This is a genomic window from Bacteroidia bacterium, assembly GCA_016218155.1.
Taxonomy (GTDB): domain Bacteria; phylum Bacteroidota; class Bacteroidia; order Bacteroidales; family GWA2-32-17; genus GWA2-32-17.
In genome coordinates, this window is the sequence record JACREQ010000059.1 from 108657 (window position 1) to 132651 (window position 23995).

The 23995-nt window shown below is 33.4% G+C and carries 16 protein-coding genes; 5 read left to right on the forward strand and 11 right to left on the reverse strand.

Translation table 11 applies throughout. The annotated features are described in order from the left end of the window. Positions 1-175: 175 nt before the first annotated feature. Positions 176-886, forward strand: a complete 711-nt coding sequence (locus tag HY951_11290) for a DUF2807 domain-containing protein (protein MBI5540635.1) — start codon at positions 176-178, stop codon at positions 884-886. Between the two features lie 23 nt (positions 887-909). Beyond that, entirely contained in the window at positions 910-1533 is a 624-nt protein-coding gene (locus HY951_11295; GenBank protein ID MBI5540636.1) for a hypothetical protein, read from the forward strand. 246 nt (positions 1534-1779) lie between these two features. On the opposite strand, the gene HY951_11300 is transcribed toward HY951_11295, so the two are convergent. The 6 genes from HY951_11300 to gcvH all read right to left on the reverse strand — a co-directional run bounded on the left by HY951_11300 (position 1780) and on the right by gcvH (position 14597). Further along, the gene (locus HY951_11300) at positions 1780-2676 is read right to left on the reverse strand and encodes a type IX secretion system membrane protein PorP/SprF (protein ID MBI5540637.1); all 897 of its coding nucleotides are present in this window, start codon (positions 2674-2676) and stop codon (positions 1780-1782) included. A 24-nt stretch (positions 2677-2700) separates the two neighbouring features. Further along, positions 2701-8289 carry a gliding motility-associated C-terminal domain-containing protein gene (locus HY951_11305; GenBank protein MBI5540638.1) on the reverse strand — a complete coding sequence of 1863 codons (5589 nt, stop codon included), beginning with the start codon at positions 8287-8289 and terminating at the stop codon, positions 2701-2703. A 27-nt stretch (positions 8290-8316) separates the two neighbouring features. Further along, on the reverse strand, positions 8317-8460 hold the full coding sequence (locus HY951_11310) for a hypothetical protein (GenBank protein MBI5540639.1): 144 nt from the start codon (positions 8458-8460) through the stop codon (positions 8317-8319). Positions 8461-8677: 217 nt separating this feature from the next. After that, a complete protein-coding gene (locus HY951_11315; protein MBI5540640.1) occupies positions 8678-12022 on the reverse strand; it encodes a T9SS type A sorting domain-containing protein in 3345 nt (1114 codons plus the stop codon). A gap of 201 nt (positions 12023-12223) precedes the next feature. Then, positions 12224-14080 (reverse strand): hypothetical protein, encoded by a 1857-nt coding sequence (locus HY951_11320; GenBank protein ID MBI5540641.1) that lies wholly within the window; start codon positions 14078-14080, stop codon positions 12224-12226. A gap of 139 nt (positions 14081-14219) precedes the next feature. Next, positions 14220-14597 (reverse strand): glycine cleavage system protein GcvH, encoded by a 378-nt coding sequence (gene gcvH / locus HY951_11325; GenBank protein ID MBI5540642.1) that lies wholly within the window; start codon positions 14595-14597, stop codon positions 14220-14222. Positions 14598-14831: 234 nt separating this feature from the next. On the opposite strand from gcvH, the gene HY951_11330 reads away from it, so the two are divergent. Both HY951_11330 and HY951_11335 read left to right on the forward strand, forming a co-directional pair. Continuing rightward, positions 14832-17108, forward strand: a complete 2277-nt coding sequence (locus HY951_11330) for an aconitate hydratase (protein MBI5540643.1) — start codon at positions 14832-14834, stop codon at positions 17106-17108. Positions 17109-17127: 19 nt separating this feature from the next. Then, complete coding sequence (locus HY951_11335; GenBank protein MBI5540644.1) at positions 17128-19359, forward strand: NADP-dependent isocitrate dehydrogenase; 2232 nt, start codon at positions 17128-17130, stop codon at positions 19357-19359. Positions 19360-19489: 130 nt separating this feature from the next. On the opposite strand, the gene HY951_11340 is transcribed toward HY951_11335, so the two are convergent. Then, complete coding sequence (locus HY951_11340) at positions 19490-20077, reverse strand: SIS domain-containing protein (GenBank protein ID MBI5540645.1); 588 nt, start codon at positions 20075-20077, stop codon at positions 19490-19492. A 16-nt stretch (positions 20078-20093) separates the two neighbouring features. Continuing rightward, positions 20094-21170 carry a glycosyltransferase gene (locus tag HY951_11345; GenBank protein MBI5540646.1) on the reverse strand — a complete coding sequence of 359 codons (1077 nt, stop codon included), beginning with the start codon at positions 21168-21170 and terminating at the stop codon, positions 20094-20096. A gap of 178 nt (positions 21171-21348) precedes the next feature. Between HY951_11345 and HY951_11350 the strand changes: the two genes are divergently transcribed. After that, positions 21349-22257 carry a glycosyltransferase family 2 protein gene (locus HY951_11350; protein MBI5540647.1) on the forward strand — a complete coding sequence of 303 codons (909 nt, stop codon included), beginning with the start codon at positions 21349-21351 and terminating at the stop codon, positions 22255-22257. A gap of 3 nt (positions 22258-22260) precedes the next feature. Here HY951_11350 and HY951_11355 read toward each other — a convergent pair whose 3' ends face one another. The 3 genes from HY951_11355 to HY951_11365 all read right to left on the reverse strand — a co-directional run bounded on the left by HY951_11355 (position 22261) and on the right by HY951_11365 (position 23995). Continuing rightward, positions 22261-22488 (reverse strand): RNA-binding S4 domain-containing protein, encoded by a 228-nt coding sequence (locus tag HY951_11355; protein MBI5540648.1) that lies wholly within the window; start codon positions 22486-22488, stop codon positions 22261-22263. Positions 22489-22545: 57 nt separating this feature from the next. Beyond that, a complete protein-coding gene (locus HY951_11360) occupies positions 22546-23058 on the reverse strand; it encodes a ferritin (protein MBI5540649.1) in 513 nt (170 codons plus the stop codon). A 310-nt stretch (positions 23059-23368) separates the two neighbouring features. Beyond that, on the reverse strand, positions 23369-23995 hold the full coding sequence (locus HY951_11365; GenBank protein MBI5540650.1) for a hypothetical protein: 627 nt from the start codon (positions 23993-23995) through the stop codon (positions 23369-23371).

Consider the following 23995-nt stretch of genomic DNA (forward strand, 5'->3'; position numbering starts at 1 on the left):
GTTCGAGTTTAATCGAGAACTACAGGGAGTTTTAGCATAAGTCAATGACATTGCCGCCGCGGCGGAGATGCATGGCAATATAGAGATAGCGTTTTTATTTTAAAATCTTTTCTATTTTTTGCAACCCTAGATTATTTTTCTTGTCTTTTATTTTTGAAAATTAAACTCAATTTATATGAAAAACATTTTTTATTTTTTCGCTTTTGTGTGTCTTTCCATAGCAACAATATCTTGTATTCGTCCAAAAATTGAAGGGAACTACCATGTTGTTAGCATTGATCGACCACTTTCTAATTTTTCTGAAATTGTTTCTGAAGGAAGTTTTGATGTATATTATTCCAACGATTCTATAAATAGAGTTACCATTAAGGCTGAAGAAAATATTATACCTTATATTGAAACAGAAATTCACGGAAATAGTTTAGTTATAAAAAATGATCATTTCAGAAGACTTGAAACACATTTTCCGATTAAGGTTTATGTAAGCTCACCAGATTTGACTAATGTTATTTTATCCGGGTCAGGTTCAATAACTGCTGATAGCATAAACACACAAGACTTAACAATTGTTCTACAAGGTTCTGGAAACATAACCACAGAATCATATACCCGACTATTAAAAGCAACCATCACAGGCTCTGGCGATCTTTATCTTTCAGGGCATACTTCATCAGGAGAGTGCAATATTTCAGGCTCAGGCGAAATTAGCGGGTATAACATTATTCAAGATACGTGCTTTGCAAGTATTTCGGGGTCAGGCTCTATGAAGTTACAGGTTATTGACTATTTAAACGCAGAGATTACAGGCAGTGGTAAAATATTTTATATTGGCAATCCTATTGTAAACACACAGATATCTGGTTCAGGAAAAGTAATTCATCAATAAAAATAAATTTAATAACAACTTATATGAAAAATTTAACTTTTTTACTTTTAGCACTTTTTATTTCTTCTTCATTATTTTCTCAGGAACAAAAAGAAGGATATGAAATTAAAACACTTCTAGGAAAAAATATTTCACATGGCGGGTATTTTGGCTTATCGCTTGGATACTCACAGGTAAACGGAAATGACGCAGTAATTGGAGGGGCAAGACTAGGTTGGATAATAAATCATTCATTTGTTATTGGATTTGCAGGAAGTGGATTTGCAAATAATGTTAGTTATAACTCTATTGAAAATGGACATGATTACTATCTAACCGGAGGTTATGGTGGTTTGTTTTTTGAGCCTGTGATTGGTTCAAAACTACCCATTCATATTACATTTCCTGTAACAATTGGTGCCGGCGACGCACAGTTAAATCAATCATATTATACAGGTGCAGATCCATGGGAAACATACACTACGAGCGAAGATGCATTTGTTTTTGTTGAACCCGGAGTAGCTTTAGAATTAAATATGCTTAAATGTTTCAGAATTGCAGCTGGAGTAAGTTATAGATATACTTCTGACGTTCGTTTTGAAAATTTCTCACCATCTGCTTTAAACGGTTTGTCTGGTAGAGTTACTCTTAAGTTTGGAAAATTTTAACAATTTGCAATTGTTTTAATTAAAACCAACAGTTTCTGCAAATAAAAAACCTCATAATTAAAAATTGTGAGGTTTCTTATTTTAAATTATTTATAACGTCTATACTTAAACAGTTTGCGCAAGTTTCTAACTTGTGACAGAAACCACAATAATTAAAAAAGAGATGGCGAGCCTAAGCCCCGCCATGACGTTAATATATCTCCGCATTAATCCGCTAAATCCGTTTAATCAGCGTTGCTATCTCTTCTACAATTTAGGTTTTGATCTGTTAAACTTAACAATAAAGAATAATTCGTGAGACCCAACATTATATTTTCTAATGTCTGTCAATGAGTAATCATAAGAGTATCCAAATATAAAACGGTCTTTACGAATACCTAAATTTACAGCTATAGCATCCTGGGTTCTATATGATAATCCCATCCACACCATTTGCTTGTAAGTAACTTTTGCATTAATATCAACCTGTGCTATTCCTGCTTCAATAACTTTTGCGAGTATTGATGGTTCAATAGAAAAATTAGAATTGATATCAAAATTATAACCACCACTTAAGAAATAATGTCTAACCTGTCTGTTTTCTATAATGTTATCCGTCATCATATCAACTTTGCGATTAAATAACTGATAAACAGACAGTCCTGCAAAATACTTGTCTGTATAATAATATGCACCAAAAGCTGCATCGGGAGAAATCAGTTTCTCTGAACCAAACAACATAACATCATCATCTTGTTGTTCAAGTGTTAATTTACTTTTATTTAAATAAAACTGATACAATTGAGCTGATAGCCCAAGTGATAATTTTGCACCTGAAGTACCAACTGGAAGTTGATATGCATATGTTGCTTCTATTCCCATTTTCGATAATGCACCTGTTGAATAATTAAAAATCTTACCTCCAAGACCCATATTATCAGCAGCCTGAAAATGCGAACTAATCATTTGCATTGTTGGAGCATCGTCAACTCCTGTCCACATACGTTTATATGATAATGCTAGCGGGCTGTAAGGTAAAGTACCGACAACTGCAGGATTAAACACATATTTGTTTTCCATGTACTGGCTTACAGAAGTGAGTTGCTGAGCAAATGCACCCTGAAATAAAACCATTACTGCGATTGAGAAAAATATCCTTTTCATATTATTGATATTATCTTTTCTAAATTATTTAATTAAAGCAACTGATCCTGTGTATACTTTCGATCCATCTTTTAAATCGATAATATAATAGTATGTAGCAGCAGGAAGTTTATGACCTTTTTTGTTTGTACCATCCCAAGCCTCAGTATAACCGGTAGATTCAAACACCTTTATTCCCCACTCATCAAATATTATTACACTACATTCAGGATAAGCAGAAATATATTTAATATTCCATACGTCATTTTTACCATCGCCATTAGGTGTAAAGGCTTTGTATACTTCAATATGCCATGAATCTGTAATTATATTAGAACTATCTGAAATTACACATCCATTGTTATCGGTAACTGTAATATAATACACATCAGCCGGAATGTCTTTTTGATCCTCAAGTGTTATACCGTTTGACCAATCAAAATAATAAGGCTGTGTTCCACCAGACATTAATAAGTCAATTGCACCATCTGATAAACCTGTAAACGAAACATTTGTTGTTATCATCGAAAGAGATAATGCACCAGGTTGATTTACCGTAACAGAATCTACAAATGTTGAATTACACCCATCTGTTACTGTAAAGTAATATTTACCTGCAGATAATGAATCCCTGTTGTATGTTGTTAAAGTTGTGTCGCCCCAAGTATAAGTATAAGGAGATATACCATTTAATGGTGTTACCTCAATAGTTGCAGTTGCCTGTCCAAAACATAAAATTCCATCTGGTTTTTCATAAGTCGCGGTAACAACCGGAGTAACTAATACATTTATTGAATCAACTAATGATCCACATACATCAGTAACTGTAACATAATTCCAGCCTTCAACTAAAGCTAATGCTGTATCGTTTACTTCTGTTGTTGACCATAGGAAAGTAAATGGTGCACCACCATCAGTTGTTGTTACTATTGCCGAACCATTTGTTAAACCTTGGCAAGTAATAAGACTTAAAGAAGACATCTGAATTGACAATGCCGGTTGATTTGAAATATTAACTGAATCAACAGCAATACCGCAACCATCAGAAACTGTAACATAGTTCCATCCAGGCAATAAATCCATTGCTACAAAGCTTGTACTTGTTGAAGGTGCTCCCCATGCATAAGTATAAACTCCAGTTCCTGCAGATGCAGTAACAGTTGCTTTTCCATCTGCAGTTGTTGGACAAGAAGCAAGAACACTAAAAGTAATATTTGCGGTTACCGGAGGTAAAGAAGATATTTGAACAGAGTCTATTAATGAAGTACATGCATCTGTTACTCTAATATAATTCCAGGCATTTAATAAATTATTCGCAAAACCATTTGTATTTAATGTATCGCTAAATAAATTATTGGAAGACCATTGATAAGTTATTGGCGATGCTCCATTAGTAACAGTTACTGTAGCGCCTCCATTATTTCCACCGGCACATGAAGTCGGTGAAGAAGAGGTAATGGCAATACTTAAAGGTGCAGAAACAGTCATTAATACTGAATCAACTATTGAACCACAGAAATCTGTAACGGTAACATAATTCCATCCTTCAATTAAAGCAATTGCTGTATCATTTAATTCTAATGATGACCAATTATATGTAAATGGTGAAACTCCATTTGCAGCTACAACATTTGCATTTCCATTACTTCCACCTATACATGAAACCGGAGAAATTAAATTTGTAGTAAGTGTTAAAGCTGGTATGCTTGTGATTTCAACAGAATCTATTAAAGATCCACAGTAGTCGGTAACAGTTACATAATGCCATCCAGCCGACAAATCGTTTGCAGTATCTATAACACTTGCTGAACCAGACCAATTGTATGTATAAGGAGCAATTCCACTAACCGCTGTTACAACAGCAGAACCATCATTAGATGCAACACAGTTTGCCGGAGTTAATGATGCAACGGAAATTTCCATTGAAGGTAAACTTGTTATTGTAATTGAATCAACAATGCTTGTTCCACAGAAATCAGTTACTGTAACATAGCTCTTACCAACACTCAAATCATTTGCAAATGCGGTGGTGCTTGCTGAACCTGCCCATGTATATGTAAATGGAGCAACTCCATTTTGAATATTTAAAGTGGCTTCTCCATTATTATTTGACGAACAGAAAATAATTAATTCATGATTATCTAAACTTGCAGTTAATGCAGGAATTAATGATACAGTTGCAGACCCAGTTGTAGAACATCCTGCAGCAGTAACTGTAACATTATAAGTTCCCGAAACAAGATTTATTAAATCTTCAGTTGTACTTGCTGCTAAATCGTCCCATAAAAATGTATATGGTAAAGTTCCATTTGATACAGTTAAATCAACTGCTCCATTTGTACCTGCACAAGATTCATTAGTTACTGCAAATGTTAAAGTAGGATATGAATTAACAGTTACAACTGTAGGAAGTGAAGTAGTTGCACAACCATTGATGTTTGTTACAACAACGGTATAATTCCCACTTACCAAAGTACTATATGCAGAACTTACAGCACCTGGGATGTCTGTTCCTGATTCCTGCCACTGATAAACATTTCCACCGCCAACAGTTGCCATCAAAGTAACTGAAGTTCCCTGACAAAATGTAGTTGCGCCAGAAGCAGTTATAACTGCTAAAGGTGCTGCCATAACTGTTACAGTTGTTGTTGAAGATGTAGCGCTACAACCTGCATTAGTTACAACAACTGTATAATTACCACTAGCATTTGCAATATAAGAAACTGCTGTTTCACCTACTATATCAACACCATTTAACTGCCATTGATATGTGTAGCCCACACCAGCAGTTGCATCTAACTGAACTGTTCCGCCTGTACAGAAAGTGGTAGGTCCAGCAGGTGTTATTATTGCTGTTGGTAAAGGATTCACAGTTACAATTGTTGCTGCAGAAGTTGTTACACAGCCATTTTCACCAGTAACAACAAGAGTATAGCTTCCTGCAATTGATGCAGTATAACTTCCTGCAATTGCGCCAGCAATATCAACACCTCCTAATTGCCATTGATAGGAAAGTCCCGTTCCTGTATTTGCATTTAACTGAACAGAACTTCCACTACAAATAGTAGTTGCGCCAGATGCGGTAATAGTTGCAGCAGGAAATTGTCTCGTAATTGTAGAACTACCTGTAACAAAGCATCCTTTAGAGTCAGTTACTGTAACATCGTAAGTCCCTTCAGATAAAGAAGTAAGGTCCTGTGTTGTTATAGCACCTGTCCAGTTATATGTATATGGTGGATTTCCAGAATAAACAATTAAATCAATGGCGCCGTCATTGCCCGGAGCACAGGTTGGGTTAGTATTAATAAACGAAATAGTTGGTGAAGTTGGTACTGTAAGTACAATAGCAGCAGTAGTTGCAGAACAGCTTGCAGCATCTGTAACAGTAACAATATAATTACCTGCTGGTAAATTTGTTCTATCCTGAGTTGTAATTGGTCCGTCACTCCAAACATAAGTGTAAGGAATTGTTCCTCCGCTTACTAATACATCAATTGCTCCGTCATTTCCGGGAACACAAGTCAAATCAGTTTTTGAAGAAATTACCTGAGGAGCACTAGAGTTTACAACATCGTAACTATCAGTAACAGTACACAAATTTGCATCAGTTACAGTTACTGAAAATGTCCCTGATACCAAAGTTGAAATATCTTGTGTTAATGCCAAGTTTGACCAAGCATATGTATATGGAACCGCTCCATTAATAACCGTTAGATCAATGGCACCATCTCCGCCAGGAACACATGTTGGAGGAGTTGTAACTTCTGTTAAGATCATTGTTGCCGGGTTTGCAATAGTTGCAGTTCCTGTTTTAACACATAAATTTGCATCAGTTACAGTAACATCATATATTCCTGCAGCAAGTGCAGAAAGGTCTTCAGTTGTTAATCCACCTGTCCATAAATAAGTAAAAGGTGAGGTTCCGCCTACAACAGTTAAATCAATTGCTCCATCAGTAGAAGAGGGACATTTTGTATCTGTTACTGCAAAAACTAATGCAATCGCCGATGGCTCTGTTACAGTAGTTGTTCCTGTTTTTGTTGCTCCGTTGGCATCTGTTACTGTAACATTATATACACCTGCAGCAAGCCCAACCAAGTCTTCAGAAGTAGAAGAAAATGCCGCAGGACCTGTCCATGCAAATGTATATGGAGAAGTTCCTGTTCCGGTTACGGTAAGATCAATTGCTCCGGTTGATGCTCCATTACATAAAACATTTGTTACAGCATAATTTAAAGTTATTAATCCAAATTTTGCAATAAAAATATCTCTGGTTCCCACAGATGCATTAACTATGACTTTACCATCAATGTCTAAATTTGTAGAAACAAACTCACCAACAAAAATATTAGTATTACTTGCCTCTATATTAGCACTTTTAACAAAATCGGTACTTGTTCCAAAACCTCTTTTTGCTGACAATACTGTTCCGTTTCTGTCAGTCTCAACCATATATGCATCTGTGCCAGAGTTTGTTAAAGGGAATGCGTCGAAATTAATTGCTCCTGTATATTGACCTCCAAGAATTACATGATCTGATGTGGCAAAAACAGCATTTCCCTGATCATCCCCAAGTGAACCAAATCTCTTTGAAAATTGTAATGTTCCATCAGATGCGTAACAAGCATAAAAAATATCATTACTCCCAGCGTTAGGGAATGTTTGAACAGAGGTCAAAACAGCAGTTGAATCAGCTGTTAATGTTGGACTTCCATAATATCCTGTTAAAAATTGAAACCCTAAAGCATCACCTTTGTGTCTTGTTAAATAATCATCTCCTGTTCCAACTATTTTCCTAACCCATTGGCCTGTTCCGGTTAAATCTGTTTTATAAATAAACATATCTCTATTCCCAGCATTACTTAAAACACCAACATCTAAAGTCAGGGTTCCTACATATTGACCACAGAAGTAATAACCAAATGCATCTGTAGAAACTGAGCGAATTCCTGTATTACTATTGTCATCAACAAGCATTTTAGCCCATGTAAGGTTACCATTACTATCAAATTTTGAAATAAATTTTTGATTTACAGCAGGTGCCGGTGAAATAAGAGTTGTAACCCCACCATAAAAAGTAGCATCAACTAAAAATCCACCACTTAAAATTATATTATCAGAATTATCTAAAGCCATAGCACCATTATTCTGATTTTGTGCTCCATAAACAGAATTATAAGCCCAGATTAAAGTTCCGTCTACAGCAAATTTTGCTAAAATAATATCAAACAATCCTGTTGTTGCAACCGAAGTACCACTTACTACACAAGGATTGGTATTACTTAAAACAGAAATAAATACAAAAGCTCCATCTGAGCTTATTGCAATATCAGAAGCAGTTTCAGTTGAGGCACCACTTATTTGTTTTAGCCACAAAATTTGTCCGTTTTTGTTATATTTAGCAATAAAAGCATCATTCCCACCAACTGAAGTTAAAGAAAACGCTCCCTGACTAACAGTGTTGGCAAAAGATCCAAAAACATAAATATTTCCCGAAACATCAGTGGTAACTTTTGAAGGAATGCTTTGGCCAGTTCCTGTAAATTGACTTACCCACAACAAGTCAGTATTTTGCCCAATAGTATTTAAAGTGCAAAAAAATAATCCTAAAAAATAAACTAATATTTTTCTCATAACAATTTCTTTAAAATTTAATGCTTATTAAGTTGTTCCTCCATAAGAGATTCCATCGGAGCCACCACCTGTTGTGTCTTTTGTTTTTAAGAGTCCTATTTCAATAACTTCAGGAGTTACCCATGGAGTTTTAAAATCTACCTCTTCTTCCATTTTATTTTTTGTTTCCATTATTTTATACATTAGTAATTTGGACAAAATTATAAAAATAAATTTATTGGTCAAATAAATCTTTTTTGATAATAGACTGTAAAAAAACAGAAAAGGCTCACATGAGCCTTAAAAAAAAACACTAACATTCTCATTATCTTTAAATTAAAATGATAGCGTTTATCCTTCTTCTTCTATTTACTTAGATTGTGCAAACAACAAAATTGAAATAACTAATTTATTTTTGAATTAGAATTCTTTCTGTAATTTGTTCATCTCCATCAATAATTTTTACCAGATATAATCCTGTTGAAAGAGTTGAAACATCTTTTGTTATTGCAACACCATAAATTATTTCTTTGCTTTCTTTTGAAATCAGCTTTCCTAACAAATTGTATATTTCAATTTCTATTATTGCACCTTCTTTGTCACTATCCTGATTATCAACAAGTATATTTAGTTTGTCTGTTGTTGGGTTTGGATAAAGTGAAATAGAGTTTGCATTATCGATCAAACCATTTTCCTCATTTTCAGCCGATTTTAAAACGCATAAAGAAATAGTCACCCTTGTACTTCTTCGTGTACATCCATTTGCATCTGTAACAGTAACCCTATAATTACTTCCAACACAAACATTTATTGCGGTCTTTGTTGTTTGACTTCCAGTTGTTGCTGACCAAAGATAAGAATAAGGTAAAGTTCCACCAGTTGGGTTAGCTGTTATAGTACCTGTACAATTTGGTGAAGCATTAGAACAAGTTTTTGTTGGGGTAGGAACACTTAAGGTAGCTGGCTGAGTAATTGTAACAGTTGAAACAGAAGTGCAGCTATTTAAATCCGTTACAGTTACCCTATAATTACCAGCGCTTAAACCAGAATAAGTGATAGTTCCATCTCCGGTAAATCCATTTGGTGACCAATTATATGAATAGCTTGGTGTTCCACCTGAAGCTGTAACTGTTGCGGTTCCATTTGATTGATTTCTACATTTTACATTTGTTGAAGAAATACTTGAAGTTAATGCAACTGGTTGTGTAATAGTAACAGAGGTTACTCCACATCCACCTGTTCGAGTAACAGTTACATTCCAAACACCTGCTGTAAGACCAGTACAAGTTGCTGTTGTTTGCACTGGAGCAGGATCATTCCAAACATATGTTATAGTTCCCGATCCACCAGTTGCAGTTGCTGTAGCAGTTCCGTTTGAGCCTCCAAAACAACCTACATTAGTTTGTGAACTTATTGAAGCTGTAACAACTGAAGGTTGGGTAATTGTAACTGACTTAATAATTGAACAGGTATTGGCATCTGTGACGGTTACACTCCAGGTTCCAACAGTTAACGCTGTGCATGTTGCTGTTGTTTGTGCTGGTGCCGGATCATTCCACAAATAGTTATAAGGGCTTGTTCCGCCACTTGCAGTAACCGTTGCTGAACCATTTGAACCGTTGTTACAAGTTACATTTACTTGAGAAGTAGTTGCTGTTAATACTGTTGGTTGGGTTATTATAAAAGTTTTTGAAATAGAACATAAATTTGCATCTGTAATTGTACAAGAATAGGTACCTACTATTAATCCACTTTTAGTTGCTAAGGTTCCACCTCCAGTCCATAAATATGTATATGGACTTATACCACCTGATGCAACTACAGTGGCAGAGCCATTTGATCCTCCATTACAACTCACATTTATTTGAGATGTAGTTGCAGTTAATAACGCTGGTTGGGTTATAATTGCAGAATTGTAAACTTCATTTCCACATTGATCAGTCACGGTAACAGAATAGGTTCCAGCTGGTGTATTTGTTATTGTGGATGTTGTTGCACCTGTATTCCAGTGATAAATATAAGGTGGGCTACCAAGAGAAGCAGTAACTGTTGCACTTCCTGTACTTGATCCAGAACATTTTACATTTACAATATTTGTTATAGATGCTTGAAGTAATGGTTTATATCCAACTGTTGCAGTACTAACCAAAGTGCATCCATTGGTTCCTGTAACTGTACAGGTAAAATTTCCTAATCCCAAATTTGAAATCGTTGGAGTGCTCGCTCCGTTTGACCATAAGTAAGTATAAGGAGCATTTCCGTCAGATGGTGTTGCCGTTACTGACCCATCGTTTACTAATGGAATTCCCATCCCATCAATACAAGTAACAGGTGTAACAGTAAAGTGTGTGCTATCAAAACAACCAAATCGTGTAATATAACCATCTCTCTTACCAGAGAAAGAATTTACAAACTGGTTTGATCCAACATATAAAGTATCTGAAATAAAATCACCAATAGTCACAAAATTTCTTCCAGTTGAGCTATATGCTATCACCTGACCAATATCAGTTGATTTACCATAAGCTCTTTGGGAATTAATAAAATTTCCAGCATCATCACTTTCACTTATAAAGATATCGCTTCCTCCATAGTTTAATAGATTAAAATTTCCAAAACCTATTTTACCTTCATATGACCCTGTAATAGCTATTTTATTATTAGCAAATGAAACACTTGTAGTTTTTTCGTTTCTTGAAGTACCTATAGATTTTGCCCATTGGAGTATTCCGGATGAATTATATTTTGCAATAAACAAATCGGAAAAGCCATTCAACACATTAAACCTGTTTACTTTCGATGTGTCGGTTGAAGTTGAGTCAATTTTAATTCTATTTCCAGAATAATAACCAGTTAAATATTGATTGCCGGACTGATCGGTAACATGTTTGTAAACATATAAATCATTATCTATCGATGTAAGTTTTCTAATCCATTGCCCTGTTCCATTTATATTAGTTTTAAAAATAAACCCATCTCTAAAAGCAGAATTAGAATTTATTGACCCTATATCCATTGTTAAATTACCAATATACTGACCAGAAAAATAATAACTATTATTTGAACATGAAATAGACCTGATTGTAGTAAAAGAGTTATTGCAATTAATAGTTTTTGACCACAAAGGAATTCCAGAACTATCAAATTTTGCAATAAAATTTTGTGCAACTAATGGATCAGATGAAATTAATGGTAGTGTTTCTCCATAAAATGTAACATCTCCTAAATAACCTCCAGCTAATATCAGATTTCCCTGTTCGTCTACTATCAAACGACCATTTGTCTGATTTTCTGCCCCATAAGCAGCTTCCTTTACCCATATAAGATTACCGTTAAGATTATATTTCGCTATATAAATATCAAAATTTCCAGCAGTAATTACATTTACCCCGTCAAAATTACAAGAACCATTATTTAATAAAGCTAAATAAATATAATTCTTATCATTACTCAATGTAAATGATGCTGCAGTTTGAGTTAAAGATCCACCTAATTGTTTTAACCATTGAATTTGTCCTGAAGAATTATATTTTGCAAGAAAAACATCTTGTCCATCTATAGCAGTTAGGGACAAAGCATCCTGATTAACAGTTCCACTAAAATTTCCATAAACAAAATAATTTCCTTGATTGTCCTGAAGCAAATTAGTAGGCATATTTTGACCTGTGCCGTTAAAATGTTTTGCCCACATCCATCCCTGAGAATTTGCTAAAAATGTCAGTAATGTAAAAAGTGATAGTAAAAGTAGTTTCATGCGACTGATATTCATGCGTTTGACATTATTCGGGTATTTTTACTTAAAAACCAACAGGTATTTTTACTTGGTTTTATACGCAAATTTACGGTAGTGGTTATAGGTATTAATAGTTTTTCGTCAAAAGTTGACGAAAATTATTATTTCTATGATTAACAATTTAAGTATTAGGGTAAATCGGTTTAGATTTGTAAGGAAAATTTATTTTTCTTTGTTAATTAGAAATAAACCAACATTAATTGCACGTAAAAATCCAGAATCTTTTTTTAAAACAATTTTTTCAAAATTATTTTCTATTTCTAAAGCAGTTCTTTTTAATTTATTTACATCTATTAATTCTTTACAAATTTCTGAATTATTCATTTCAGTTATTATTCTTAAATAATTTTCTATGTTTTCTTTTACCCTGAATAATAAGTCTGATGATTGTACACCCTTTTTATCATTGAATAATAATTCCTGCGGCAATTTATTTTGCATTGCCCTGCGAATTAAATACCTGTCATCGCCTGGACGGACAAATTGATTATCCGGAATTCCGTAACAATATTCAAGAAGTTTAATATCCATTGTCGGATCATAAATGTTTAATCCGAAATAATCTCCTATTTCCTGTGTGTTTCCAGCTCCCTGAGCCATATTGGTGTTTAAAGTATTTAATCGCATTTTTTTCAATGAATAACCCATTAAAAAATACGGATCAAACCCTGCATCTTTCATTTTTTCTAATAAATTTATTTCAGATTCAAACTTATTATTAATAAAAGATTTTTTCAGATATGGTTTTTTCCCTTTTTTAAATTCGGCAATTAACTTTATTAAAAAATAAGGCGCTTTTTTTCTCAAATATGGCTTTAAACCTGGTTGAATAAAACTAGAATAATAACCTCTAAATGGCCAAGATATAGTAAAATTTCCACCCTGACCAGTTAACAATGTGCCAATATTATTTTGCTTTGCTTTCTCGGTAATAGATAAAAGCCAAAAATAATTAGATGAGTTTCTAACAGGAGAATTAAGAATATTAATAGATTCCACTAATCCTTGAAGAGGATTTTTTTTATCAGAATTTATTAATTTGTGAACAATGTTAGGATAACTTTTTGAGACCTGTTCTGCAAGCAAGGACTCATCTCCGAATTGGAAATCTTTTAACTTATCAGTAACATCAAATTTTGGGACTGAAGTATAGCTTGTTATTTTTTTATTTTCTGTTGCAAGTTCAGTTGCTGCTATTGCAGTTACAGATGAAGAATCAATCCCTCCACTTAACATTGAGCCAACATCTCTATATGATCTGATTCTTGACTTTATGGCACTTAAAAAAAGTTCATTAAATGCTTCTAAATATTCATCATCATTTTTTAATCTGAAATTTGCAACATTTTCAAGCTGCCAATATTTAGTAATTAATAATTTTCCATTCTGATAAATTGCAGAACAAGCCGGAGGTAATCTAAGAATATCCCTATAAACAGTTTCATCTGCATAACCATTCCAACCAACAAGAAGCTGGGCGAGTTGAACTTTATTTATTTCTTTTGAAATTGTGGAAATAGAAAGCAATACAGATTTATTGCTTGAAAACGCGATAGAATCATTTGTTATTGAGTAATAAACTGCACTAACGCCCTGATGGTCACGCGCAATAAAGAGTTTTTTCTCGTACTTATCCCAAATTGCAAAAGTCCAATCACCAAATATTTTAGCCGGACTTTTTTCACCCCATTTCTCAAATGCAAATTGAAGCAATTTTGTATCTGGCAAAACTATTCTTTCTTCAGCTGTAATATTAAAAATGTCACAAAGCTCTTTTCTATTATCTAAACGAGCTTTCCCAATCATTATGAATCTTTGATTTCCAAAAGAAAAAGGTTGTTTATCGTAAACAGATTCCGGAGTGTCATAAAGCTGAACCCAGCCTAGTCCTATATTATTTTCAGTCCAAAGTGAATAATTATCTTGCGGAAAGTGCTTAACAGAACTATACATCTGTTCAAGCTCATGTTTTTCTAAGAAAACTCCTTCTTTTTTTATTATTCCGAAGATTACAGACATTAATATTGACTTTAATAAATACCCGTTTAATATCTCAAAAGTATTTTTGCGAATTTATGTATTTACGATGAGAGTTAAAATTAAAATAAAAAAGCGCACATAAATTTATGCACGCTTTTTAAATATAAGAAAATATTTTTTAGCCTATTTGAGCCTGATATTGATCTGCAGTAAGAAGATCGTTAAGCTCAGCAAGATTTGATAATTCGATTTTAATCATCCAGCCATCGCCGTATGGATCTTTATTAATAACATCTGGTGTAGCTTCAATTTTTTCATTTTTTTCTACTACTTTTCCAGAAACCGGCATATAAGAATCAGAAACTGTTTTAACAGCTTCAATTGTTCCAAAAGCTTCGCCTTTTGAAAGAGTTTCGCCAACTGTTTCAATTTCAACAAAAACTACATCGCCCAATTCACCTTGAGCAAAGTCTGTTACGCCTACAAAAGCGTTGTTACCTTCAACACGAATCCATTCGTGATCTTTAGTGTACTTTAAATTTGCTGGAACGTTCATTTTTTATATTTTTTTAAGATGATTTTACCAATCTCAAAAGTATTAAAAAACCCAATAATACAAAATATGTTTATTGTCATATTTTCAAAAAATGAATAATTAAATTTTATTATGAAAAAAAACATGATTAAAGTCGTCTTTTTATCACATTTTGGTTAATTTTGTACACCATTAAAAAAATGGAATAATTTTAATAATCAACAATAATATAAATAATTACAACAAATTTTTATTATGATTTTTAACATCGACATGATTAGAAAAGTGTATGCCAACTATAGCCAAAAAGTTGTAACTGCACGAAATCTCGTAAATGCTCCTTTAACACTTGCAGAAAAAATTCTTTACACTCACCTTTATGATAATGAAGCAAAAAATGCTTTTACCAGAGGTAAAGATTATGTAAATTTCAATCCTGATCGCGTTGCTATGCAGGATGCAACTGCTCAAATGGCATTGCTGCAATTTATGATGGCAGGAAAACCAACAACAGCTGTTCCTTCTTCTGTTCATGCCGACCATTTGATTCAGGCAAAAGTTGAAGCGGGCGTTGATTTGGCTCATGCAAACATTACTAATCGTGAAGTTTACGATTTTTTAAGTTCTATCAGTAATAAATATGGTATAGATTTCTGGAAACCAGGTGCAGGTATTATTCATCAGGTGGTTTTAGAAAATTACGCTTTCCCGGGTGGGATGATGATTGGAACTGATTCTCATACTGTTAATGCAGGCGGATTAGGAATGTTGGCAATTGGAGTTGGCGGTGCAGACGCAGTTGATGTTATGGCTGGTATGGCATGGGAACTTAAATTTCCTAAATTAATAGGTATTAAATTAACAGGTAAACTAAATGGCTGGACATCTGCAAAAGACGTTATCTTAAAAGTTGCAGGAATACTTACAGTTAAAGGTGGTACAGGTGCAATAGTAGAATATTTTGGCGATGGTGCAAAATCACTTTCATGCACTGGAAAAGCAACAATTTGTAACATGGGTGCAGAAATTGGCGCAACATGCTCAACATTTGGGTATGATGAATCAATGGAACGTTTCTTACGTGCTACAGGAAGAAATGAAGTTGCTGATTTAGCAAACACTATTAAATCTGATTTAACCGGCGATGCTGAAGTTTATGCAAACCCGGAAAAATATTTTGATCAGGTATTAGAAATTAATCTTTCTGAATTAGAACCTTATTTAAATGGACCATTCACTCCAGACAGAGCTACTCCAATTTCTAAAATGAAAGAAGAAGCTGCTAAAAATGGCTGGCCAACAAAAGTTGAAGTTGGTTTAATTGGTTCATGCACAAATTCATCATACGAAGATATATCACGTTCTGCTTCAATTGCAAAACAAGCGGGTGAAAAAAACATTAAAGTAAAAGCTGAATTCACAATAACACCTGGCTCTGAACAGGTTCATCACTTGATTAAACGCGATGGTTTTATTGATATTTTCGATAAAATTGGCGGAAAAGTTTTTGCAAATGCTTGTGGTCCATGTATTGGTCAGTGGGACAGAGAAGGTGCAGATAAAGGAGAAAAAAATACAATTGTTCATTCTTTCAACCGTAATTTCTCCAAACGAGCAGATGGAAACCCAAACACTCATGCTTTTGTAGCATCGCCAGAATTGGTTACAGCATTAGCAATTGCAGGTGATTTAACTTTTAATCCCATTACAGACACAATTAAAAACGAATCAGGACAGGATGTTAAACTAGATGCACCTCAGGGATTAGAACTTCCTCCAAAAGGATTTGAAGTTATTGAAAGTTGTTATCAGGCACCAGCTGCAGATGGTTCATCTGTTGTAATTAAAGTTGATGAAAAATCTGACAGACTTCAATTGTTAGCTCCATTTGCAGAATGGAATGGTGAAAATTACAAAGAATTACCTTTATTAATTAAGGCAAAAGGTAAATGCACAACCGATCATATTTCAATGGCTGGTCCATGGCTTTCGTATAGAGGTCATTTGGAAAACATTTCTAACAATATGCTAATTGGAGCAGTAAATAACTTTACAGAAAAAACAAATTCTGTAAAAAATCTTTTAACCGGCGAGTATAACGAAGTTCCAAAAGTAGCAAGAGCATATAAAGCTCAGGGTATTGGGTCTGTTGTTGTGGGCGACGAAAATTATGGCGAAGGTTCATCACGTGAGCATGCAGCAATGGAACCACGTCACTTAAACGTAAAAGCAGTTTTGGTAAAATCATTTGCCCGTATTCATGAAACTAATCTGAAAAAACAAGGAATGTTAGCTTTAACTTTTATTGATAAAGCTGATTACGAAAAAATTCAGGAAAATGATAAAATAGATATTATGGGCTTACACAAATTTGCTCCCGGAAAAAATCTACTAGTTGTTTTACATCATGCAGACGGAACAAAAGAAGAATTTGAAGTAGCTCATACATATAATGAAATGCAGATTGGTTGGTTTAAGGCAGGAAGTGCTTTAAATTTAATTGCAAAACAAGCACAAATGTCTAAAGCGTAAAAAATAACAAAATATAAAAATGGAAGAAAAATCACCTGTAATTATCTGGACTAAAATTGATGAAGCACCTGCGTTAGCTTCGTATTCTTTGTTACCAATTGTTAATGCATTTACCAAAGCAGCCGGTGTTGAAGTTGAAACACGCGACATTTCATTAGCTGGAAGAATTATTGCTAATTTTCCTGATAATTTAAAGGAAGATCAGAAGATTCACGATTACCTTACCGAATTAGGAAATCTTACCTTAACAAAAGAAGCAAATATTATAAAATTGCCAAATATTAGCGCTTCAGTTCCTCAATTAATAGCAGCTATTCAGGAATTAAATTCAAAAGGTTATAATATTCCTAATTATCCCGAAGAACCAAAAACAGAAGAAGAACATAAACTTGTAGAAAGATTTGCTAAAGTTTTAGGCTCTGCTGTAAATCCAGTTTTACGTGAAGGAAATTCTGACAGACGTTCTGCTGCTTCCGTAAAAAAGTTTTCTCAGAAAAACCCTCATCGAATGATGAAAGCATGGAGTGCTGATTCAAAATCACATGTGTCTTTCATGAAAGCAAATGATTTTTTTGGCAACGAAAAATCTTTTGTAGCTCAAAATAACAATAGTTTTAAGATTGAATTTGCTAATGAAAACGGAGTAACCTCTGTTTTGAAAGATGGTTTAAAATTTACTACAAACGAAGTAATTGATTGTACTTTCATGTCGGCAAAAGCATTAAAAGAATTTTATGCTCAGCAAATACAGGATGCAAAAGAAAAAGGAATTCTTCTTTCTTTACATTTGAAAGCTACCATGATGAAGGTTTCCGATCCAGTAATGTTTGGATATGCAGTTGAAGTATTTTACAAAGAAGTTCTTGATAAACATGCTGATGCATTAAAAGAAATTGGTTTTAACCAGAATAATGGTATTGCTGATTTATATGCTAGATTAGACAAACTTCCTGTAGAAAAACAAAAAGAAATTGAAGCTGATATTCAGGCTTTATATACCAAACAACCTGCATTAGCAATGGTTGATTCTGATAAAGGAATTACAAATTTACATGTGCCAAACAACATCATTATTGATGCTTCAATGCCTGTTGTTATCCGCGATGGTGGCAAAATGTGGAATACAGCTAATAAACTTCAGGACACAAAATGTGTAGTTCCTGATCGTTGTTATTCTACCTTATATCAGGTTGTAATTGAAGATTGTATTAAAAACGGACAATATAACCCGGCTACTATGGGTAGCGTTTCTAATGTTGGTTTAATGGCTCAAAAAGCTGAGGAATATGGTTCTCATCCAACAACTTTCATTATAAAAGAAAACGGTACTGTTAAAGTAATTGCTGAAGATGGTGTAGTTTTAATGGAACAAAAAGTTGAGAAAGGCGATATCTGGAGAATGTCGAGAGTAAAAGATATTCCAATTAATGACTGGGTAAAATTGGCTGTAACAAGAGCTAGGCAATCAAATACTCCGGCTATTTTCTGGTTAGATAAAAACCGTGCTCACGATGCACAGATTATTAAAAAAGTTGAACTTTATTTAAAAGACCATGATTTAACAAATCTCGAAATAAAAATCATGTGTCCCGATGATGCAATAAGATACACACTTGAAAGAACAAGAGCAGGAAAAGACACAATATCAGTTACCGGAAATGTATTGAGAGATTATTTAACCGATTTATTTCCAATTTTAGAACTTGGCACTAGCGCAAGAATGTTATCTATTGTTCCTTTATTAGGCGGTGGTGGATTATTCGAAACCGGTGCAGGTGGTTCGGCTCCAAAACACGTTCAACAATTTTTGGAAGAAAGCCATTTAAGATGGGATTCTTTGGGAGAATTTTTAGCATTAACTGTTTCATTAGAACATTTAGGATATAACTTCAACAATAAAGTTGCTTTAGATTTAGCAAAAGCACTTGATAACGCAGTTGGAAAATACCTAGAAAATCAAAAAGAACCTTCTAAAAAAGCAGGTGAGCTTGATAACAGAGGCAGTCATTTTTATTTAGCAATGTATTGGGCACAGGCTCTTGCAGAGCAAAATGAAAATGCAGATTTGAAAGCAAAATTCACAGTTGCAGCAAAACAATTAGCAGAAAATGAAACTATAATTTTAAAAGAAATTGCAGAAACAGTTGGAAAACCTGCTGACATTGGTGGATACTATTTACCTGATGATAAAAAAGCAAATAATGCTTTAAGACCTAGCAAGACTTTAAATAAGATTATTGATTCGATTTAATATTTATACTTGCAATATGTTAAAAACCTCAGAATAATCTGAGGTTTTTTTGTTTTTTGCTTGTCGGGATTATAAATCCCAAATTATCACATTCCGGATTGCAAATCCGGAACAGCCTAGTAAAATAAAATTATCTTGGAAACATTTCCCTCTCAACTATCTCACAAATAATGTGACCAATAAGAATATGAGTTTCCTGAATACGTGGAGTATCAGTTGAAGGAACATTAATTAGTAAGTCAGAAAAATCTTTTATTTTACCACCAGTAGCACCGGTTAAAGCAATAGTATACATTCCCGATATTTTGGCTGTTGTTATAGCTCTAATAATATTTTCGGAATTACCAGAAGTTGAAATTGCAATTAAAACATCACCCGATTTCCCTGCACCAGAAATATATCGGGCATAAATTTCGTCAAAAGAATAATCATTTGCGACTGATGTTAAATACGATGTGTTTACATGAATTGCTTCAGCAGCAAGAGAAGGGCGATCAACATAAAACCTGCCCGAAAATTCAGCTGCAATATGTTGTGCATCGGCAGCGCTACCGCCATTTCCGCAAAGTAAAAGTTTTCCGCCAGCTTTATAACAACTAATTATTTTATTTGTAGCAGTCTCTATTGCAGATAATAGATTATTATCATTAAGCAAAGCTTGCTTTACAGAAATATTATTATTAATAATTTTTGCTATTTGTTCTGAATAATTAATCATAATAAATTGCAATTTGTTAGTTATACTGTTCTTCCGACTTACCTGTTATTTTACTATTGACCAAAAATATAGTTTCAGCCATACGTTTCCAGGAATATTTTGTTTTTTCTTTTGCTGCACCATCAGAAAAATATTGTTCTTTGTTATCAGAATAAAATTTACCGATAGCATTTGCAATAATAGCAGGATTTGGATCAATAACATATCCTACTTTTTCGTGAGGAACCATCTCGGCTAATCCACCCACATTAGTTACTATCATTGGTTTATTAAAATGATATGCAATTTGCGTAACACCGCTTTGAGTTGCATGTTTATAAGGCTGAACAACAATATCGGCAGCAGAGAAAAATGTTGCAACCTGATTATCAGGAATAAATTCAGGGAAAAATTTTACTCTTTCTTCCAACCCGAGTTCTTTAACCAGATTGTAGTAAAATTCAGAATTTGAATAAAATTCGCCTGCAACTAAAAGCTTTAAATCATTAGCATTTGCTCCATTTTCTTTCATTGAATAAAGTAAAAGATCAAGACCTTTATAATCGCGTATCAACCCAAAAAACAACATCCACCTTGAATTTTCATCAATTCCTAAAGTTTTACGTGCTTCATTTTTCGGAATTATTGCTCCAAAATGATCAAAAAGCGGATGCGGACAATAATCAACTAAAATATTTTTACTTGCTGTTCTAAGTTCTCCTTCAACTGCATGTGACATTACCACACAACCATCAACGGGTTTAATAAAATATTTTGCCAGCCACTTATCGCCAAACCGTTTTTCGTGAGGTAAATAATTATCTAGGACAGAAATAACTTTTGTGAATTTATTTTTCTTTGCTATTCTTGCTATGCTTCCAAAACACGGTCCCATAAATGGTAACCAAAAACGAATAAGTAAAATATCGGGACGCATTTTTTTAATTTTTCGCCCAACTTTAATCCACGAGAAAGGATTTATAGAATTTACTTCAATGCGAATATCTAGTCCTTCTGGCTTTGGTTCATTAGAATACTGAGTTTTTCCGGGAAAAAGAAATGACGGATATTGTAAACTAAAAGTGAAAATAACAACTTCATTGCCCGAATCCATGAACTCACGAGCCAAACGGTCGTTATTTGCAGCTATACCACCTCTAAAAGGGTGTGCCGGACCAACTATTACAATTTTTTTCCCCACTAAAACTTATTTTGTACTGTTTACAAAAGTAGCTTAATCTTTAAAAATACGATACATTTGCATCACAATCATTATTTCTTTATTTTTAAAAATGGTTAAATTATCTGCAATAATCTGTACTTACAACAGAGAAAAGTATTTACCACTTGCTCTTGATGCATTAATTAATCAAAAAGGAACGGAAAAAGGTGACTTCGAAATTGTAATTATAAACAATAATTCTACAGATAAAACTGAAGAAATTTCTCTCTCGTATCAAAAAAAATATACAGATATCCCTTTTGTTTATGCTACTGAAAGTAAACAAGGTTTATCGCATGCAAGAAATAAAGGGATAGAAGTTTCTAATGGAGAATTACTTGCATTTTTAGATGATGATGCTTTTGCAGATGAAAATTATATTAAAGATGTACTGAATTATTTTGAATTAAATCAACACATTAAAGCTGTTGGTGGAAGAATTTTACTTCACTTCGAAACACAAAAACCTGCCTGGTATACAAATTATTTAGGTTCGCTTTTAGGGTATTTTAATCCTTGGGATGAACCAAGATTATTTAATAAAAAACAATATCCGCGTGGTTCAAATATGGTTTACAAAAGCGAACTATTTAAAAAATATGGTGTTTTTAATCCCGAACTCGGTAGAATTGGTGCAGGAATGTTAGGTAGCGAAGAAAAAGAAATGTTTCAACGTATTTATTCGGGTAACGAAGCAATTTACTATTTACCCAAAGCTGTTATTTACCACATGGTTCCAATCGAAAGAACCTTAACTCCTTTTCTTAGAAAGCAGTCTGTTGGTGTTGGAAAAAGTGAAAGAATAAGAATTTTAACCACCAATCTAGGTTTTACAAAAAAGATTATTGAAGAAATTATAAAATGGAAAGTCTCATTTATTCTTTTCTTGTTTTACTTATTTACTTTCCGTCCGGCAAAGGGGAATATGCTTATTAGATTTAGGTATTGGGTATTTCTTGGATTAAGAGGAAAAGAATAATTTTTATTCTGCAGCTTCAACAGTAATTGTCACATTTTTTTCATTAACTGTAACAACATCTCCAACTCTTATTTTTGCGCGTTTTCTTAATTCAATGTTTCCATTTAATTGAACCATTTCTTCCTCTACCATTTGCTTTGCCTCACCACCACTAAAGCAGATTCTTGCAGCTTTTAACAGCTTTATAAGTTCAATATAGTCGCCGGTTATTGCAAATGTTTTTTGTGTCATATAAAAAAATAAGTGGTCCGTGAAGACACGAACCACAATAACGATTAATTAAAAAAATTAATTTGTTGCAGTTAACGGAACAAATACTCTTTGTTGCATCTCACGATCAAGCATTAACAATGCAGAGCCTTTTCCCTCAATCATTTTTAATTGTTCCAAAACACCGGTAACATTAGCTTCTTCTTCTACCTGTTCGTTAACAAACCACTGTAAGAAATTTGAAGCAGCATGATCTTTTTCAGATAAAGCAACATTCATTAAATTATTAATTAATGCAGTAACATGATTTTCATGTTTTAAGGTTTCTGCAAAAATATCAATAATGTTTTTCCAGCTTTCCTTAGGTGCTGCAATTGCATCAAATGTTACAGTTCCACCGCGCTCGATTACATAATCATGAAACTTTAATGCATGAGCTGTTTCTTCCTGATATTGTACATGCATCCAGTTTGCAAAACCTTTAAGGTTTTTTGTCTGGCACCAAGCAGCCATTGATAAATATAAATATGCTGAATAAAATTCTGCATTTATTTGTTTATTTATTTCTTTTTCAACTTTTTTAGATATCATAATATTTCTCTTTTATATTTAAATTTTATACAAAAATAAGCTTAAAAAGTAAAAAACAGATTCGATTAAAGTATTTTCTTGTCAAAGTTACGAAAGATTAACTTCAAAATGACTTACAAGCTAGTCAAATAAATGTGGGGTCATGTTGGCCCTTCGACAAGCTCAGGGTCGAAACATGTGTGAGGGGTTGTGTGCAGATCCTTCGAGTCCCTCAGGATGACAGAGTGTTGTGATTTCTAAAATTGGACTATTTATTATTTCATTTTGGTATAAGAATAAATTTATAATTATAAAAAAAAAGCCTTATTTTTTAAATCGTCCATTGATCATGAATTACTCCGACTAAGTAATAATTATCATTATACTTCTTATAAACTAATCTTAAACTACACCAATCTATACCTTCAAATTTTTTGTCGATACCGGAAAAATGATTTTCAGTAAAATCGCAATTTTTGTATACCGAATCAATATTGTTAATAGTATTACCGGTACAAATAATTTTATTTAATTCTTTTTTCTCAGCATTTAAAAAATCAGCACTATATACAAATTTCTTAAAATATTCATTAATGTTAAGTGAAATAATATCCCCACTTCCATCATAGCTACCCCAATTTATTGCATTTTGTTTTTTAACCAAATCAGCAAATTCACTTGACGATAATTTTACATCTTTAATTGTGTCAATAAAAGCATAGGGCGAAAACCTGACACCTAAAGCAGGGTGAATAAATTTCGCAAAACTATTGAAGTTATTGTTTTTTATTGAAGTTAGAACTTGTATTGTTAATTCTAAAATTATTGAGTCTTTATTTACAGTTACACTTTTATTTTGCAAATTATCAGCAGATAAAGAATTATCAGATTTTAAATTTCCTTGATTACAACAGGTAAATAACAATATACCCAATGATAAGATTAAAAAATTTCTCAT